Consider the following 17,295-nt stretch of genomic DNA (forward strand, 5'->3'; position numbering starts at 1 on the left):
TTCGAGAGCGTGAATGAACTCAAATAACCCTGTGGCAGTGAAGTTTTCTCAGGCAGCGACAACTTATAAACAACATGATGTGTTGCAGCGGATAACCGCTGAAAAATTATTAAATAAAGCGGCGCTTAAAGGCAGTCTTGTTGATATTGGCTGCGGACCTGGCACCGATTTCACTGCGTACGGACAAGACATTACCAAAGTGATTGCGGTGGATTTATCAGAGCAAATGCTGGCAGTAGTAAACCAGTCTTTTCCTTCATATCTTACCTTGTGCGCCGATGCTGCTAACTTACCTTTATCTCAGCAACAATTTGATGGGCTATATTCAAATCTAGTATTGCAATGGTGCGGTGACTTAACGGCAGTATTTAACGAGTTTCATCGAGTCGTTAAACCTAAAGCCACGTGTTTTATCAGTATTGTTACCAGTGGCAGTTTACCTGAGCTTGAAACATTGGGGTTAGGGCACAACGCTTTTCGAACCGTTGAACAAATAACAGCAGCAATCGATAGCCAATATTGGCAAGTTGATTCAGTTAATGAATGCAGTGAATCGCTATATTTTAATGATTTACGAACAATGCTTTATTCAATAAAAGGTGTCGGTGCTTCGGTTAAATCTCATCAAGATAACTCGCATAGCTGCTGCTCAGATAAAAGCGGCTCAAATAAAAGTCGCTCGCATACAAACCGCACAGGATTAGAAAGAGTAACACTTCGTGGCCGTAAGGATTGGTTAGCATTAAAGCAACATGCTGAAACGATGCGACAGGCAGAAGGTATTCCACTGACATATCAAATTACCTATTTGCAGTTAACAAAAAAATAGAAGGTTTATTGCAATGATTTATTTCATCACAGGCACTGATACCGATAGCGGAAAAACCTTAGTGTCGTCAGCATTATTACATGCGGCAGAAGGCACTAAAATTGGTGTTAAACCCATCGCTTCTGGTTGTGAACAAACCGAAAACGGCCTGAGAAATAGCGATGCCTTGGCACTAATTGCAGAGTCAAATATCAAGCTTGATTATCAGCAAATCAACCCCGTTGCATTTAAGCCAGCTATTGCACCGCATATTGCGGCTAAGCAACAAGGGCTAGCGTTGACGGCACAAGGTGTAGTGGACTCCTTACCACTAACTGAGCTTGAAAAGGCTGATTTTGGATTAATCGAAGGCGCTGGTGGCTGGCGTTTACCACTAGGCAATGGCGAGTACTTATCTGACAGTGTTAAATTGTTAGCAACACAACATCAAGTCGGTATTATTTTGGTACTTGGCATGAAGTTAGGTTGCCTTAATCATGCTTTATTAACCCAAGAAGCGATATTGGCTGATGGATTAACCATCGTGGGGTGGGTTGCAAATCAAGTGGACCCTGACATGGCATATCAAGATGAAAACCTCGCGACGTTAAAACAAATAATGACCTCTGAGTTTATGGGTTATGTTCCTCACTTATCTAACCCAACCGCAAAACAAGCTGCTCAATCTATTCGCTTTACTAGGGCCTGTTGATCTTTGCTGGTTAAGTTTTGTTCGAAATAAAAGCGTTTTAATCGAGGCGAATGAATTGATGCCTAGTCATCTAAGCACCTTTTATTCACAAAGATGCATTCAACAAAGAGTAAAACGCTTTTAGTCGAACCCTTCGGGCAGCGTTTGTTGGTCCTTTTTACTGCGTTATCAACTTTTTATGTAGAATAACTACACCACAAAGTCTCTGCCTTGTACAAATGACCAACAATTCGCTGCAAAAATAACCTCGAAAGATCAACAGGCCCTAGCGCATTAAAAGTAAATCGCATTCAAAGTTAATCACTTTTTACATTTATTACTTTATATCCATAGGGCTTAAAACACCTGTTTGGTGTAAGCCTGCAACATGGGTATATATTTGGGTTGTTTTTACATCATTATGGCCAAGTAGTTCTTGTACGGTCCTTATATCATGCCCACCTTTGGCGTTACGAATGTGCACCTGCATCACCTGTGAATCGATGTCACCAACCTGAAGTGAAATAGCCTCACCGAGGCGCAATCCCATACTGTATAAGGTGTGAAAACACACTTGATATCGCAGCTTATGAGTAAGACTAATAACGATAGAGACTTCTGTGGGCGTAAGAATATCAGGCAGTCTATGGACTTGTGGCGGCTTAACAATATTAAGCCACTGCCAGTGCTGGTCAAGGACATATCGATAGACCTATTTACAAGTGATTGTGCAACCCATTACGGTCAAGTTTCACGGTGCTCCACGAATGTAAGGCAATCAAACTGGCAAAGTAGCGCTTCAAATCATCGATTGAAAGGTTATCAGGACATGCATCGAAATAAGCACTAATGCGCCTGACAGCGCAGCTTCGTTCAACAAGATCATTAATGATAAATCACAATCAATACGAATTATCGTACAGCTTATAATCTGCATATTAGTTCTGAACTGTAATCTCATTACACTATTTATTGGTAATACCTATATGAATAATTGGTAATAAACCTTTGTAAATTTGGGATACCGCTGAGTCACTGACTAACTTTGTTCTGTTATTTGGTAATGTTGTCATATCCATTGGTAGTGAATATAAAAACCATTCAACAATAACAGCTCGTTCCTCCTATAAGTTTCTGTTTATCATGTTCTTTTTATTTTGTGAAAAATGTGTCAAGCCAATGCGCTAGTCTTTTTTAATCCCTTGTTACTACCAATTCTGGTTTTTGGTAATGCTTGTGGCACTATTTTGGTTGACAATGATATGTTGTGTTGGTTATATTTTGTTTAACACAAAGTTACAGGTGTAAACAAGTTGTTAAGTATATGAGTGTTTTAGGTGGATTGCGTGTGATTCTGTGCGTAACAATTAATCATAGCTCTTTGATCATATACAACAAAGAGTTCTGCTTATTTTTAAAACGAAATTAGATAAATTTTGGTGTTAATTAGAAGCAAAGTCTTACCTATTTTTATTACGTTTTTCAGGGTTAGTTAAGTTCATGTGTAGGTGCGTCACTTCATGCTGCGCATATAGGTATTCTAAGTAAGCTATGAAAATAGTTAAGCCGAACAATACACGATCATATTCAACAAAGAGATCGTAAATTATAAAGGATTCCAATATCAACACATATAAATCTTACCGACATATTCAAAAGAAAATGTGTGACGTTTTCGCTGTGCTAGTTTTTGCTTTAACTGTTTTTAGCGCATCACTCAATGCTCAGGAGATTGAGGAGAATACGCTTATTCCTAAGTCACACACTAGTCTTGCTGAAGGTGTTTTACTGGGGGATTTGTCAAAACTCGATCCGCTTAAAAAGCCAGGTGAAAATTTTGACTTACTCGATTGGTCGTTAACGTTGCCAACCGATCTCAACAAAGATAAAAAAGCTGATACCGTCTATGAGAAATCATTAGGTAAAGGCTTTAACTTAAAGCCATTTTTTTATACAGCAGATGATGGTGGTTTGGTATTCGCTTGCCCAAACGTAGGTGCCAAGACCTCAAAAAATACAAAATATGCGAGAACCGAACTACGCGAAATGCTACGTAGAGGTAATAGCAGAATAAAAACTCGTGGCCTGACTAAAAATAACTGGGTTTTCAGCAATGCGCATGGTTCGGCGAAAGCTAAGTCTGGGGGTGTTGAAGGCAGTTTGGAAGGGACGTTGGCAATAAACCGAGTATCTACCACAGGTGATAAAAAAAAGGTTGGACGCGTGGTCATCGGGCAAATTCACGCGACGGATGACGAACCTATTCGTTTATATTATCGAAAATTACCAGCCAACTCGAAAGGGGCTATTTATTTTGCCCATGAAATAAATGATGGTGATGATATTTGGATAAATATGATTGGCTCACGTTCACATACTTTGTCAGACCCTGATGACGGAATCGCCTTAAACGAAAAATTCTCTTATAAAATTTCCGTCGAAGATGAAGTGTTGTTCGTCACTATAATCAGGGAAGGTAAGCCTAATATTACTAAGTACTACGATATGAAAGATAGTGGTTACAGTGCTAGTAACCAGTATATGTACTTTAAAGCGGGTGTTTATAACCAAAACAATGGCGGCGCCGAAGGCGATTATGTGCAAGCCACTTTTTATCATATCCACAACATGCATAAAGGTTATAAGTTTTAGCGCATTTAACACATCAATTTAAAATTCGTAACTCGTAATTCGTAACTACAATTATTGGTTATATTTTTATTTAAATTAATAGGTTAAAACCTTTGTTTGGGGTTCGTCTGTTGAAATTAATATAACTCTAATTTAAATATAAGAATTTAATAGCAGTAACCTGATTGCAATAATAAATATAAGAATTTAATGGCAGTAATCTGCTTGCAATAATAAATATAAGACTTTAATGGCAGTAACCTGCTAGCAATAAAAAATATACCAATATATGGCATTAACATGCTTATTAAAATACTAAGGGGAAGTACGGTATGTCGACGAAAATAAGTAAAAAAACAAAACCCATCCATAAAATAGGGAAGTTCAAGCTTTCACCTATAGCAAAATGGATGAAGCTTGCTGCATTTACTTCTTTAACCAGTTCTTTTGCATTTTCGGCAATAGCACAAGAAGCAGAAACTGAAAATCTAGATAAAGTTGATGATGATATAGAAGTTGTTGTAGTTACTGGTACACGTAGAACAATTCAAGACCAAATTGCAATAAAGCGTGAATCTACCACGGTTGTTGACGGTTTATCTGCTTCAGATATTGGTGATTTACCTGCACTTTCAATTGGTGAGGCGCTAGAAACATTAACGGGTGCATCATCTCACCGTGAAAATGGTGGTGCTACTGAAATCAGTATTCGTGGTTTAGGCCCATTCTTAAGTGCCACTAACATCAATGGCCGTGAAGCGACCAATGGTAGTGGTGACCGTTCAGTTAACTTTTCTCAGTTCCCATCAGAGTTGATGCAGAAAGTAGCTATTTATAAAACACAAGACGCTTCCATGATTGAAGGTGGTGTTGCCGGTGTTATTACCCTGGAGACACTTAAGCCTTTAGATTTTGGTAAGCAACGTTTTCAGGCTGAAGTAAAAGCTAACTACAACCCAGACCAAGCAAACGTTGACAATTCACTTCAAGATGATTTGGGCTACCGTGGAACACTAAGTTATGTTGATCAATTTGAGTTAGATAACGGCCAAGCATTTGGTTTAAGTGTGGGTTTTCAGCGTCAAGATATTAGCCAGCCAGAAGCTGAATATAGAAGCTCAAGCCCAACGGGTTCATCTTTGTGGGCATGTTTGAATGATCCAACCGATACCAATACTGGCTTTTTCCGCAGTGAAGCGGGCGATTGTGAAGATGAAATTGTTGGCTCGAATAACCAAGGTTATAATAATGAAATTGATCCAGAAACCGGTCTTGCAGTAGATGATGGCAGAGAATACGCATGGACTGGCTCAAGCCGAAGCTTCCGTCAAAATGAAACATCTGATGAAAGAGATGCTTTATTCTTTGCTCTACAATACCAACCCTCAAATAAATGGGATATCAATTTTGACGCGCAAATTTCAGATCGTACCCAAGCAGAAGCGCGTCATGATTTAATTTTCTTACAAAAGCGCGTTACACCGGGTGTAACGGGACAAAATCTGATCACAAACGATGTTGGCGGTATTCTACATTGGGAAGGTGAAGAACGTATCGAATCTGCGGGCGAGCAATTTTCGCGTGAAGAAAATTATCGTGGATATGGCTTGAACGTTGAACATTTTTTCTCTGATGATCTAAAGATTAGTCTTGACCTTGGCTATTCTAAAACTAGCCGTGAAGAACTACAAATAACAAACCGAGGAAGAACGAGCTCTCGTCCTTTCTTTTCTTGGGATTTAGGTGAACATATTCCTCATTTCACAGTTACTGATTTTGATGTGACTGATATTTCCAATTTTACTGACAGCCTTCGTACTCGTATCGACAGAGAAAATGTCCGCGACAACGAAATTATGGGTGCACGCCTTGATATTGATTATATTCTAGACGGTGATTTTTTCAGTAGCGTTCAAGCTGGCGTTCGCGTTTCTGAGCTAACATTTGTTCAATTTGGTGGCACGAACGGTAATGGCTCAAGAACTACATTTAATTTAGATGAATCTGCAACATCGGCCATCGACGTACTTGAAGGTTGCCAAATAGCCTTCCCTGAGACTGATTTTTTATCTAGTGTTTCTGACGGTGATATTATCACCCATGTTGACAGTTCAGGTAATGTTGTAGAAAGCGGTACAGGCGCTTCGTGGGCAACTTACAATAACGAGTGTTTCTCTCAAGCAGTAGCAGCATCACAAGGCGGCGAATTCGCATACCCAGAGGTTACATACGAGAATGCGGGTACTATTGACGTAACAGAAGAAACTATCTCTGCTTACGCCATGCTTAATTACGACACTGAAATGTTTGGTAAATTTATTCGTGGTAACTTTGGTGTTCGTGTAGTGAACTCTGACATTACCTCTATTGGCTTTAGAGAAGGTTTCGACGTTGTCACTGATCCGGCGACAGGTATCGTCGAATTAGTACCAGACGGAAGTATTGAAAAGATTGTTGGTGGTGGTGATTACACTGAAGTACTACCAAGCTTTAACTTAGTCGTTGATTATAGTGACGATATTCTCCTAAGGGCCGGTATTTACCGAGGTATGTCACGTGCAGATCCATCTGATCTAGGTTATAGCCGCACATTCGTAACCGATGACTCGGATGACCCTGAATCAGTTGAAGATTTGTTGGTTGGTGTTAATGGTTCAGGTAATCCTGATCTTCAACCATTAATGTCATGGAACTATGACGCTGCTTTTGAATGGTATCCAAGCGATGACTCTATGGTAGCGTTAGGTGTTTACTACAAGCAATTCAATGGCGGTTACCAACAGCAAACACAGTTAGAGAATTTTATCGTTGACGGTGTGGAAGTTTCTTTACCTATTACTAATTCAGTCACTACTGACGAAAATAGTGACCTTTATGGTTTTGAAGCGACATTCTCCTATCGTTGGGACTTAGGCATTGGTGTGAAGCTTGGTTATAACTATGCAGATACAACCTATGAGTTTGAAGATAGTAACTACGGTAGTACCTTTACTACTGATTTAGATGGTGTTGCTATTCAGGATACCGTAGGTATTGTTCCTCCTGCCTCAGTACCTGGGTTTTCTGAACATGTATTCAATGGACAGATTTACTATCAAATAGGCGGTTTTGATACTGCTCTTATCTACAAGTATCGTAGTGAATACTTCCAACCATACACTTCTAACGGCACAAGACTGCGTTATGTTGATGAGGCAGGTATTTGGGAAGCTCGTGCTGCTTACAAAATCAATCAACACGTTCGTATTAAAGTTTCAGCAATTAACTTGTTCAGTGAGCCTCGCAGTGATGACTTCTATACCCAAGGTAACTTAGGTCAAGTAAGTGATTACGGTCCTCGCCTGTTTGCAGGTGTCAGCTTTAAGTACTAGCCAAGTCTAGTACTTAAATAAAACAAGCTAAATTTGGAAAAAGAATCTTTTTTGGAGTCATAAAAATGAATAATAAATCCTTTATACCGCTCATCATTGCGACAGGTCTATTAGGTTGTGGCGGTGATGACGGTGCTGAACTAGATGGAAATACTCGCGGTAGTATAGCAATAACCGGAAGCAATTTTATCGCTGGCGAAACAATCTCTGCAGCAGCTACTGATGCTGACGGAATTATAGCTGATACACTTACTTACGTATGGTCAACAGGTGTTATTGGTACATCCATCACCATTACTGAAGCCGATGAAGGTTCAGTCATTTCTGTTTCTGCTAATTATACTGATGAGGCAGGTTTTACCGAAGGTGTTGGTGCATCTACACCTACTATCAATCCAACCTTAAATGTTTCTGCTAGCATTATTAAGGGCCCTATTGATGGTGCAACTTGTGACATATTTGAAGTTGATGATAGTGGTGCTGCGGTTCTTCCTGCACAAGCTGCTGCAACCTCTGATGTTTCAGGTGGTGTTACATTTAGCGACGTACACTTCGAAGGTACAGGTTTAATTACATGTACTGGCGGTACTTATGCAGATGAATCAACAGGTTTAACCTTAGATGCTCCTCAACTAAGATCTGTAGTGAATGTAGTTGAAAATATTGTTCAGACTGATGAAAATGGTGTGGAAACTATACTACCACCACCTACCTATGTTGTTTCTCCTTTAACCGAAATGGCCGTTCAAAACGCGGGTAGTGATTTAAACCAGTTTGCTGACGAAGCTAAAATAATTAATGCTCGTTTTGGTATTCGTTTTGATACAACAGAAGTGCTTCCTACTTTAGTTGGTACTGTTGAACTTGGCGCTGATGGTGCTGAAGATGCTGATAGATATGGTTCTGTGCTAGCGCTACTATCACAAGTTGATGCAGACAACGCAGACGCAGATTTATCTACCGTTATGCAAGATCTTGCAAGTGACGTCGCTGATGGTTCTTTTTCTGAAGAGTCTTTAGTGACACTTGAGACAGCACAAATTAATTTGCAAACGACTTCACAAGTCGCTAGTTCTGTTGATGAGGCGTTACTTGACGTCATTGGCGCGTCTGTGGGTTATAACAATGACCCTGTTGCTGCAATCATCGAAGGAGAATTGGGTGGTACTGTTCAACATACTACTACGGATCCATTAACTGGTTCATTAACCATTATTGATCCAAACTTTCAAGAAGAAGCTTTTGTTGCGCAAACTGATGTAGCACTTGATTATGGTACATTTAGTATCAGCGCTAACGGTAGCTGGTCGTATACAGTTAATATTGCAAACGAAACAGTGGCTAGCCTTGAGTTAGGTAATTCTGTAAGAGATTCAATCACTATCGCTTCTATTGACGGTACCACTGCTTACATTGATATTCGTGTAGCTTCGCTTACTCAGGTTGTAAAAATAAGCGATACAGGCGGCGATACGGGTGAGCTTAGATTTAGCGTTGATAACCTTCGTCAAGGTAAACTAAGTGCTTCTTTCACTAAAGAGGTTGCGCTTGGTAGTGATGGAAATATTAAAGATGCTTATATTACGCTTTATGGTTCTTCTGGTAGTTCTAGTGAAGCGTTAATGGATTTACGTATTCAAGGAACTCAAACTGGAGACGACGGCACTATAATTGATCCACGTTTCTTTGTTCGAAATACTGACAGTGACGCTTACCCTGGAAATTTAATCACTGCACCATTTGTTGAAGACCAGTTTTATGATGTAGAAATCACATGGGACTTAGACGAAACGGAACAAATCACCGTGACTATTGATGGTGAAGTGATTGGTGGCGGTTCTTTCTCTACTGCAGCGGTTGTTGACTCTGATTATACTGGCTTAGACCAGTGGTTCGCTGATGGTGTGAAAGCTATCCAATTTAGATTCGGTGATAATGATAGAACGATTCCTTTTGGTTCTTTTTATGTTGATAACATCGAGGTCTTCTCTGATACCGCTGGCACAACTAGTATATTTTCAGATGACTTTGAAGTTTATGATGCAGGCGAAACTTTAGATGGTACAGGCAGCAAGTATGGCGTAGCTATTTACTCAGAAGTTATCGTATTTGATGCTGGTGACGGCACAGTAGAAAATACGCCAGCGGCATTTTTTGATTTAGTAGGAAGAATTGCGGCTGATGAGGCAACGTTAACAGGCGCTGTAAGTATACTTGACCCAGATGTTGGCGAAGATTCTATTGTTCAGTCAACCTTAACGGGTATGTACGGTACATTAGAAATTTTAGATGATGGTTCATGGACTTATACCCTTGATACCACGGATCCCACTATTGCTGCGCTTGTTGTGGGTGAAAGTGAAATTGATACCTTTACCATTGAATCAGTTGATGGCACTACCGCTGAATTTACTATCACAATTACAGGTACAGTTGTTGTTGCTACTGGAGATAATAATGTCGCTAGAATGGCTGATACAACAACAGATGCTGATGCTGAATTACGTTTAACAACGGCCCCACTTGCTGAAGGCTCTATTTCTGCAACCATTAAGCGACAAGCTATTGATGGCTTTACTCCTACAACAGGTGTTGGTGAAAGCAATACCGTTTACATTAGTATTTACGGTGGCTCTGCTTCTTCAAGTAACTTAACGGGTGAAGTTGCCTTTAGTAATGATGGCGTTGTTCAATATCGCGATGCAGATAAAAAGCAACAAACTATTGGAGACTTAACCTATACTGATGGTACTGATATTGATGTAGTTATTGAGTGGACTGCGACAGGTTATTCAGTGTCAATTGATGGTGGTTCTACGTTCTTTGGTCCTTATGTTGCAATTAAAACGGGGACAGCAACAGAAACGTACCAAGTCCGTATTGGTACCTCGGATAAAGAATCATCAAAAGAATTACTCGCTGATGATATCCTGATTGATGATGCAACAGATACGTCGGTTTTATCTGAGGACTTCGAAAGTTATGCTGTGGGTTACGATCTCAGTACGACTTACTCTGGTTCTGCTGAAGCAACTGTGCAATAAGGCTAATCAAGTTGCAGTTGTAAATTAATTTTTTAAACAATGTGTTAAAAATGCCGCTTATTGATAGCGGCATTTTTTGTTCTTATTTTGTAGACCAGTACATGTTGACTTTAATGAGTGTGCAAAACTTATCGATAAAGTTGAAATGGAACGATTGTTCAAAGATTTTTTATGTAAGTAATATTCATCATTAACGAGATTTTAAAGTGATGTAATTCAGTTATCATCTCCAGTTGTTTGTTGAGATGTTTTAAAAACATTAGAGGAGAACGTATGTTGTTAAAGTTTGATGTGTTTGGAAAAGCTATGTCAGTTAAAAGAATAGACAATGAATGGCATTTATTTATAGACTCAAATACTGGGTTACGCACTCGGGTATATGATGTTGTGATCCCGAGTGAATTATCAGAACATGAGCTTGCTCGGTATTTAGGCGACATCTTTCACGAAAGTGCCAGAGACGATAAAACTGACGTGACTCGACTGAACTGAACTAGTCGTTTTGTTTTGAGAATATGCCTCAACTGCGAACCTATTATAATAAACTTCATTGCGCTAACTAACTCTACGGCTTAAGCATATTTACCTTGGATAAATGATGTTTCTAGCCAGTAGCATTATTTTATTCTTCCATTGTAGACAAAGTCGCTAACTACCTGTGCTTGCTGTAAAAACTAATCCTATCCATTCCTTGATGTGTTAGATAATTGAACTTACACTGTTATAAAAGTGTAACTGTAACCTCTTGCTGTTTTATTGTGTTTTTATGGACAAAAAGCAAGTAATGGATTAGCACTCACCATCAAGGATTTAGGGATAGCTATGGCATCGTTTTTCACTCCTCCAACATTTTCACTCGCAGTTATTATTACAGCAGCATCTTTATCGGGCTGTGAAAAGCCAGCTCCTCAAATAACCCCTAAATTAGTGGTAGTAGAGCAAGTGAATACCGCGACTGTGCCTTTATATGGTAATTATGTCGGGGTAACGAAAGCTTCTTTAGATGTCGAGGTTAGAGCTCGTGTTGACGGTTTTGTAGAAGGAAAAAGCTTCATTGAAGGCAGCGCTGTGAAAGAAGGTGCGCTGTTATATTCCATCGATAATAGACCTTATCTTGCTGTGGTTAATAGATTAAAAGCTAATGTTGAGTCGCAACAATCAGTGCTAGATAAATCTAAACGTGATGTTGAGCGGTTAAAGCCTCTTTATGAGCAAGATGCCACCAGTCAGCTAGATTTTGATAATGCGATATCGATATTGTCACAAGCAAGATCAAGTTTAGCAGCCAGTAAAGCTGAATTAGAAGAAGCTGAACTTGAACTCAGTTATACCGAAATCCGCTCGCCAATATCTGGGCTTGTTAGTCGTTCTGAAGTGGATATTGGCGCGTTAGTCGGTAGCAGCGGCCAGTCATTATTGACTCGCGTAAAACAAGTCAATCCAATTTATGTGACGTTTAATATGTCGGCGCTGGATTACCTTAATGCTCGCCGTCGTATGACCAGTTATTCTGCACAGCAAGAAGCAGAAGCTGAAGGTAAAGCAGTTGAGGGTTTTGTGAGAATTACACTGCCTGATAATAGTCAATACCGTTTTTTAGGCGATGTTGGTTTTACTGATCCTTCAGTCAACCCAGAAACCGGTACATTCCAAGTCAGAGCCGAATTACCCAACCCTGATAGAGAGTTGCTTCCGGGCCAATATACTAATGTGCGCATTAAACTCAATGAAGTGAATAATGCCATCGTCATCCCTCAAAAAGCCACGCAAGTGGAGCAGGGCGGTGTCTACGTGATGGTCGTCCTACCAGACAATAAAGTGGAACGTCGATTTATTGTCATTGAGCATCAAGGCGAAATGGGCGTTGTGGTTAAAAGTGGCTTAAAAGCAGGGGAGTTAGTGATTGTTGAAGGCATGCACCGTGTTCGCCATGGTCAATTAGCTGAGCCATTAACAGCAGAGGAATATCATAAGAAAGAAGATGTGATTCTTAAAGAACAGGCGCTTAAGCTGCAGGAGTTAGAACAAGAGCAGGAGCAAAACTGATGGCTCAGTTCTTTGTTAATCGACCTGTTTATGCTTGCGTGATTTCAATTGTTATCGTGTTACTTGGGCTTATTGCCATGTTTCAGCTACCAATTGATCAGTATCCCTACATTACGCCGCCGCAAGTCAAAGTATCAGCGTCATACCCCGGAGCAACATCAACCACTGCAGCAGAATCTGTCGCAACGCCGCTTGAACAAGAGCTAAACGGCTTGCCGAATATGATTTACATGAGTTCAAAAAGCACCAACTCAGGTAGTGCCAATGTCACCATTACTTTTGACGTGGGGACTAATCCCGACCTTGCAGCTGTTGATGTACAAAACTCAACGCAACAAGCTACAGGAAGTTTGCCGATTGACGTACAAACCGAAGGTGTTTCGGTTTCTAAAGAAGCTTCAGTTGAGCTATTAAAGCTTGCACTAACGTCAAGTGATGAACGCTTTGATGAAATTTATCTCAGTAACTACGGCACCATTAATATTGAATCAGCACTGAAGCGGATCCCAGGTGTTGGCCGAGTGAGAAACACAGGTGCAAGAAGTTACTCAATGCGAGTATGGCTAAGGCCTGACATGATGGCAGGCTACAGTTTAACAACTGCCGATGTGATAAGTGCAATCAAAGCGCAAAATAAAGAATCACCAGCTGGCTCTATTGGCTCACAACCTAACAGTGACTCACTTAGCATGACATTGCCGATTACTGCGGCAGGTCGTATGAGCAGTGTGCCGCAATTTAAAGAAATCATTGTGCGAGCAAATAACGATGGTTCAATTATCCGTTTACGTGATATTGCTCAAATCGAATTAGGCTCCTCATCTTACACATTACAATCGCAGTTAAATGGCGCTAATGCGACCATTTTACAGGTGTACTTATTACCGGGTGCCAATGCGTTAGAAGTGACAAAAAACGTAAAAGCAGAAATGGCAAAGCTGGCAGAAAAATTCCCCCAAGGCATGAACTGGGAAGTCTTTTTTGATGCATCTGTGTTTATCGAAAACTCAATAGATGAAGTGGTTAAGACACTGGTAGAAGCGCTGATTTTAGTGATTCTAGTGGTGTTTTTATTTTTACAAAATGTCCGCGCAACATTGATTCCAGCTATTGCGGTGCCTGTTTCTTTGATTGGTACGTTAGCAGCGATGTTAGCGTTTGGCTTTACGATTAACACAGTGAGTTTACTGGCATTAGTGCTTGCGATTGGTATCGTAGTTGATGATGCCATTGTGGTGGTTGAAAATGTTGAACGCTTAATGAATGAAAATGGTATGTCTTCTGTCGAAGCCACAAAAGTGGCAATGAAAGAGCTATCAGGAGCATTAGTTGCTACCAGTTTAGTGCTCGCCGCTGTATTTGTGCCAGTGTCATTTTTGTCAGGTATCACTGGCATTATGTACCGTGAGTTTGCGGTTGCGATTACCGTCGCAGTGCTCATTTCAACCGTCGTGGCGTTAACCCTGTCGCCTGCCTTATGTGCATTATTGCTAAAACCGGGTGATAAAGCCACGAGCGGCTTTTTCAAATGGATGAACGATAAACTGGATATCAGTACCAGCAAATACAGTGCTCTAGTCGCGCTGACCACAAAACATGCAAAGCGCAGTTATTTCTTGTTTGCATTAATGGTCGGTGGTGTTTATTTCATTATGTCGTCGCTGCCCTCAAGCTTTATGCCTGATGAAGATCAAGGCCGATTCTTTATTGATATGACCTTGCCAAATGGTGCAACGGTTAACCGCTCGCAAGCTGTGCTGAAAAAAGCTGAAGCTCATGTGTTATCCCATCCTGCAATTGCATATTCATTTACCTTAGCGGGCGAAAATAAACGCTCAGGTTCTAACCAGGCTAATGGTCAATTTGAAGTTATTTTAAAGCCTTGGGCGGACAGGGCTGAAAGTGATGCCACAGTACAAAAAGTGATGAAAGACATCCGTATTTCATTACATAAGGTGCTAGAAGCTGAATTTAATTTGTATTTACCTTCTGCTGTGCCTGGGCTTGGAAATGGCTCAGGTGTTGAGATGGAACTGCAAGATACATCAGGGACTAACTTTAAAGGGCTAATGGAAACGGCGGATGAACTGGTTGAAGCGTTAAAGTTACAACCTGAAATTGCCTCAGCAAGTTTGTCGTTGCAAAGTGCCATTCCGCAACTTCATTTAACTGTAGATGAAGCTAAGGCTATGGCCATTGGAGTGGATGTCGCAGATATTTATAGCACGATTAAAACCTTTACTGACTCCTCAACGGTGAATGATTTTAATTTGTTTGGCCGTGTTTATCGGGTAAAAGTGCAGGCTGAAGAGCAGTACCGTCAATTCCCTGAACAAATTAAAGATTACTACGTTCGATCAAATACTGGTGCGATGGTGCCTATTGGTGTGCTTGCTAAGTATGACTACACCGTTGGACCAGCTTCAGTAACCCATTATAACTTGTTCAGTAGCGCCTCTGTTAACGCAACGCCAGCACAAGGCTACGCATCGGGTGATGTAATTAAAGCCATTGAGCGGGTGGCTAAACCTATGCTACCGAATGAGTTCAGCTACGAGTGGACAGGTATTACTTATCAGGAAGTGCAATCAGCAAACCAAACCAGCATTGCCGTATCGTTGGCTATGGTGTTTGTATTCTTATTTTTAGCCGCGCTTTATGAGAGTTGGACGATTCCTATAGCAGTGTTGTTAATAGCACCGATTGCGATGTTAGGCGCTTCATTAGGCACCTTGATAAGCGGCATGGAAAGTAACTTATTTTTCCAAGTGGCCTTTATTGCCTTGATTGGTATGGCGGCTAAAAATTCAATCTTAATTGTTGAGTTTGCTAATCAACTTCATAAAGAAGGTAAAAGTCGAGTGGATGCTGCATTAGAAGCCGCGACCATGCGTTTTAGACCTATCTTAATGACTTCGATGGCATTCATATTAGGCGTGTTACCGCTGGTGTTATCAGTAGGCCCGGGCGCTGTCAGTCGCCAAAGTATTTCTATTCCAATCCTATGCGGAATGGTATTTGCGACCAGTATCGGTATTGTGATGGTGCCGCTATTTTTTGTCACCACCGCAGGTTGGTTAAAGTCTAAAGTGTCAGAAGATAAACACATTAACAAGCTTACTGATGTAAAGGGGGCTGACAGTGTTTAAATTACTTGTGCAAAAAATATTTGTTCAAAACGGTCTTGTTCAGAAACCAGCTAGATCCTTTGTTCCACTTGGTTTAAGCATACTGCTAACAAGCTGTGCGATGGGGCCTGATTATCAACGCCCTGAGATGGAGCTGCCTGCCCAGTATCACGATGATTTAGCCCAAGAGCCACAGACGAATCTTGGTTTATCGAAATGGAAATCGTTTTATTTAGACCCAGACTTACAAATACTTATCTCGCATGCGTTATCGCAAAATTTAGATCTCGAATCAGTTCGTTCGCGTTTAATTGCCGCTCGTTCAAAGGTTACAGTAACAGGCGCTGCCCTATATCCATCACTAGGGCTTGAAGCTGGCGCTGAGCGCGCTATTGATAGTGCGATTACTAGCACAGATCCTGAGCATGGTAATGAGTTTAATCTTGCTGGCACGGTTTCGTGGGAATTAGATATTTGGGGAGCCAATAGACGTCGAAGTGAAGCTGAGTACGCAAACTTTTTGTCAGCACAAGATGCGTTAAATCTAGCGGTAATTAGTCTTATTAGTGATGTTGCTAGTCGATATTACGAGTGGCTTGATATTGAACAGCGTTATCAAATTGCATTAAATACCGTTGAGATTCGTTTAAAAGAGCGTGACTTATCGCGTTTGCGTAAAAAGAACGGGGTGATTTCAGGCTTACAAGTACGCCAAGCTGAAGTCGAATATCAAAGCGCGAAAGTGACCTTGCCAGATTTAGATTTTGAAAGGAAAGCCAAATCTAACCAGCTAAAAATATTACTTGGGGAATTTAATTATCCGTTAGAAGCTAAAACAGGTGGTGAGCTACTTGAAGATATAACGTTATTTCCCAATAGCTTTGTGGTTGGCGTGCCATCGCAAATGTTATCTCAACGGCCAGATGTAAAAGCAGCGGAACAAGCATTGATTGCAGCGAATGCGAATGTGGGTGTGGCTAAGACTGCATTTTTCCCACAATTTACCATTAGCGGCAGTTACGGCACTGAAACAGATGACCTCAGCAGCATTTTTGATAGCCAAGGACTAACATGGTCGCTGCTTGGTGGTATTACTGCGCCTATATTTAATGCTGGTAGTATTTCAGCTCAATACGAGATTGCGCAACAAGAATATAAACAGGCAAATCTTGCCTATCGCAGTACGGTACTAAGTGCCTATTTTGAAGTGAATGATGCGATGAATAGTTTCAGGCGCTCAGAACTCGCTATCGAGGCGCAGCAAGATTTAGTCGCTGCTTCGAAGGAATATACTCGTTTAGCCATGCTGAGATACCGAAATGGTGTTTCTAGCTCACTAGATTTAATGGATGCTCAGCGAAGCTTATTCAATGCCGAGCTAACCTTAAGCCAAGTGAGGCGTGACCGCTTGTTATCAATGATTACCCTTTATCGCTCGTTAGGCGGTGGTGTGTTAACAGAACAAGAATTGCTAGATGTTCATAATTTAAGTGAACTTGAATCAAGTGCAATTATTGGAAGCGAAAGTTAGCATGATTCATTCTTGATTGAGTTTGGAAGATTAGCGGAATAAGCT

General features: G+C 40.7%; 9 protein-coding genes and 1 pseudogene. 9 read left to right on the forward strand and 1 reads right to left on the reverse strand.

Annotated elements, in window-relative coordinates; translation table 11 throughout:
• Positions 1 to 13: 13 nt before the first annotated feature.
• Both AB4153_RS14065 and bioD read left to right on the forward strand, forming a co-directional pair.
• Positions 14 to 829 (forward strand): methyltransferase domain-containing protein, encoded by an 816-nt coding sequence (locus AB4153_RS14065; protein ID WP_371997884.1) that lies wholly within the window; start codon positions 14 to 16, stop codon positions 827 to 829.
• Between the two features lie 16 nt (positions 830 to 845).
• Positions 846 to 1,520 (forward strand): dethiobiotin synthase, encoded by a 675-nt coding sequence (bioD, locus tag AB4153_RS14070; RefSeq protein ID WP_371998037.1) that lies wholly within the window; start codon positions 846 to 848, stop codon positions 1,518 to 1,520.
• Positions 1,521 to 1,836: 316 nt separating this feature from the next.
• Here the strand turns inward: bioD and AB4153_RS14075 are convergent.
• A pseudogene (locus AB4153_RS14075) lies at positions 1,837 to 1,959 on the reverse strand (tyrosine-type recombinase/integrase); the annotation flags it as partial.
• A 1,271-nt stretch (positions 1,960 to 3,230) separates the two neighbouring features.
• On the opposite strand from AB4153_RS14075, the gene AB4153_RS14080 reads away from it, so the two are divergent.
• From AB4153_RS14080 to AB4153_RS14110, 7 genes are all read left to right on the forward strand, one after another.
• Complete coding sequence (locus AB4153_RS14080) at positions 3,231 to 4,151, forward strand: polysaccharide lyase family 7 protein (protein ID WP_371998038.1); 921 nt, start codon at positions 3,231 to 3,233, stop codon at positions 4,149 to 4,151.
• A gap of 311 nt (positions 4,152 to 4,462) precedes the next feature.
• On the forward strand, positions 4,463 to 7,501 hold the full coding sequence (locus tag AB4153_RS14085; protein WP_371997885.1) for a TonB-dependent receptor: 3,039 nt from the start codon (positions 4,463 to 4,465) through the stop codon (positions 7,499 to 7,501).
• A 65-nt stretch (positions 7,502 to 7,566) separates the two neighbouring features.
• Complete coding sequence (locus tag AB4153_RS14090; RefSeq protein WP_371997887.1) at positions 7,567 to 10,545, forward strand: VCBS domain-containing protein; 2,979 nt, start codon at positions 7,567 to 7,569, stop codon at positions 10,543 to 10,545.
• A gap of 273 nt (positions 10,546 to 10,818) precedes the next feature.
• A complete protein-coding gene (locus AB4153_RS14095) occupies positions 10,819 to 11,037 on the forward strand; it encodes a hypothetical protein (RefSeq protein WP_303516247.1) in 219 nt (72 codons plus the stop codon).
• A 330-nt stretch (positions 11,038 to 11,367) separates the two neighbouring features.
• Positions 11,368 to 12,591, forward strand: a complete 1,224-nt coding sequence (locus AB4153_RS14100) for an efflux RND transporter periplasmic adaptor subunit (RefSeq protein WP_303516245.1) — start codon at positions 11,368 to 11,370, stop codon at positions 12,589 to 12,591.
• A complete protein-coding gene (locus AB4153_RS14105; protein ID WP_248955377.1) occupies positions 12,591 to 15,740 on the forward strand; it encodes an efflux RND transporter permease subunit in 3,150 nt (1,049 codons plus the stop codon). Before AB4153_RS14100 ends, AB4153_RS14105 begins: the two co-directional genes overlap by 1 nt.
• The gene (locus AB4153_RS14110) at positions 15,733 to 17,250 is read left to right on the forward strand and encodes an efflux transporter outer membrane subunit (protein ID WP_303516242.1); all 1,518 of its coding nucleotides are present in this window, start codon (positions 15,733 to 15,735) and stop codon (positions 17,248 to 17,250) included. Before AB4153_RS14105 ends, AB4153_RS14110 begins: the two co-directional genes overlap by 8 nt.
• Positions 17,251 to 17,295 lie beyond the last annotated feature (45 nt).

Origin of the sequence: Shewanella sp. 10N.286.52.E4 (genome assembly GCF_041468785.1) — a bacterium.
GTDB classification, from domain to species: Bacteria; Pseudomonadota; Gammaproteobacteria; order Enterobacterales; family Shewanellaceae; genus Shewanella; species Shewanella electrodiphila.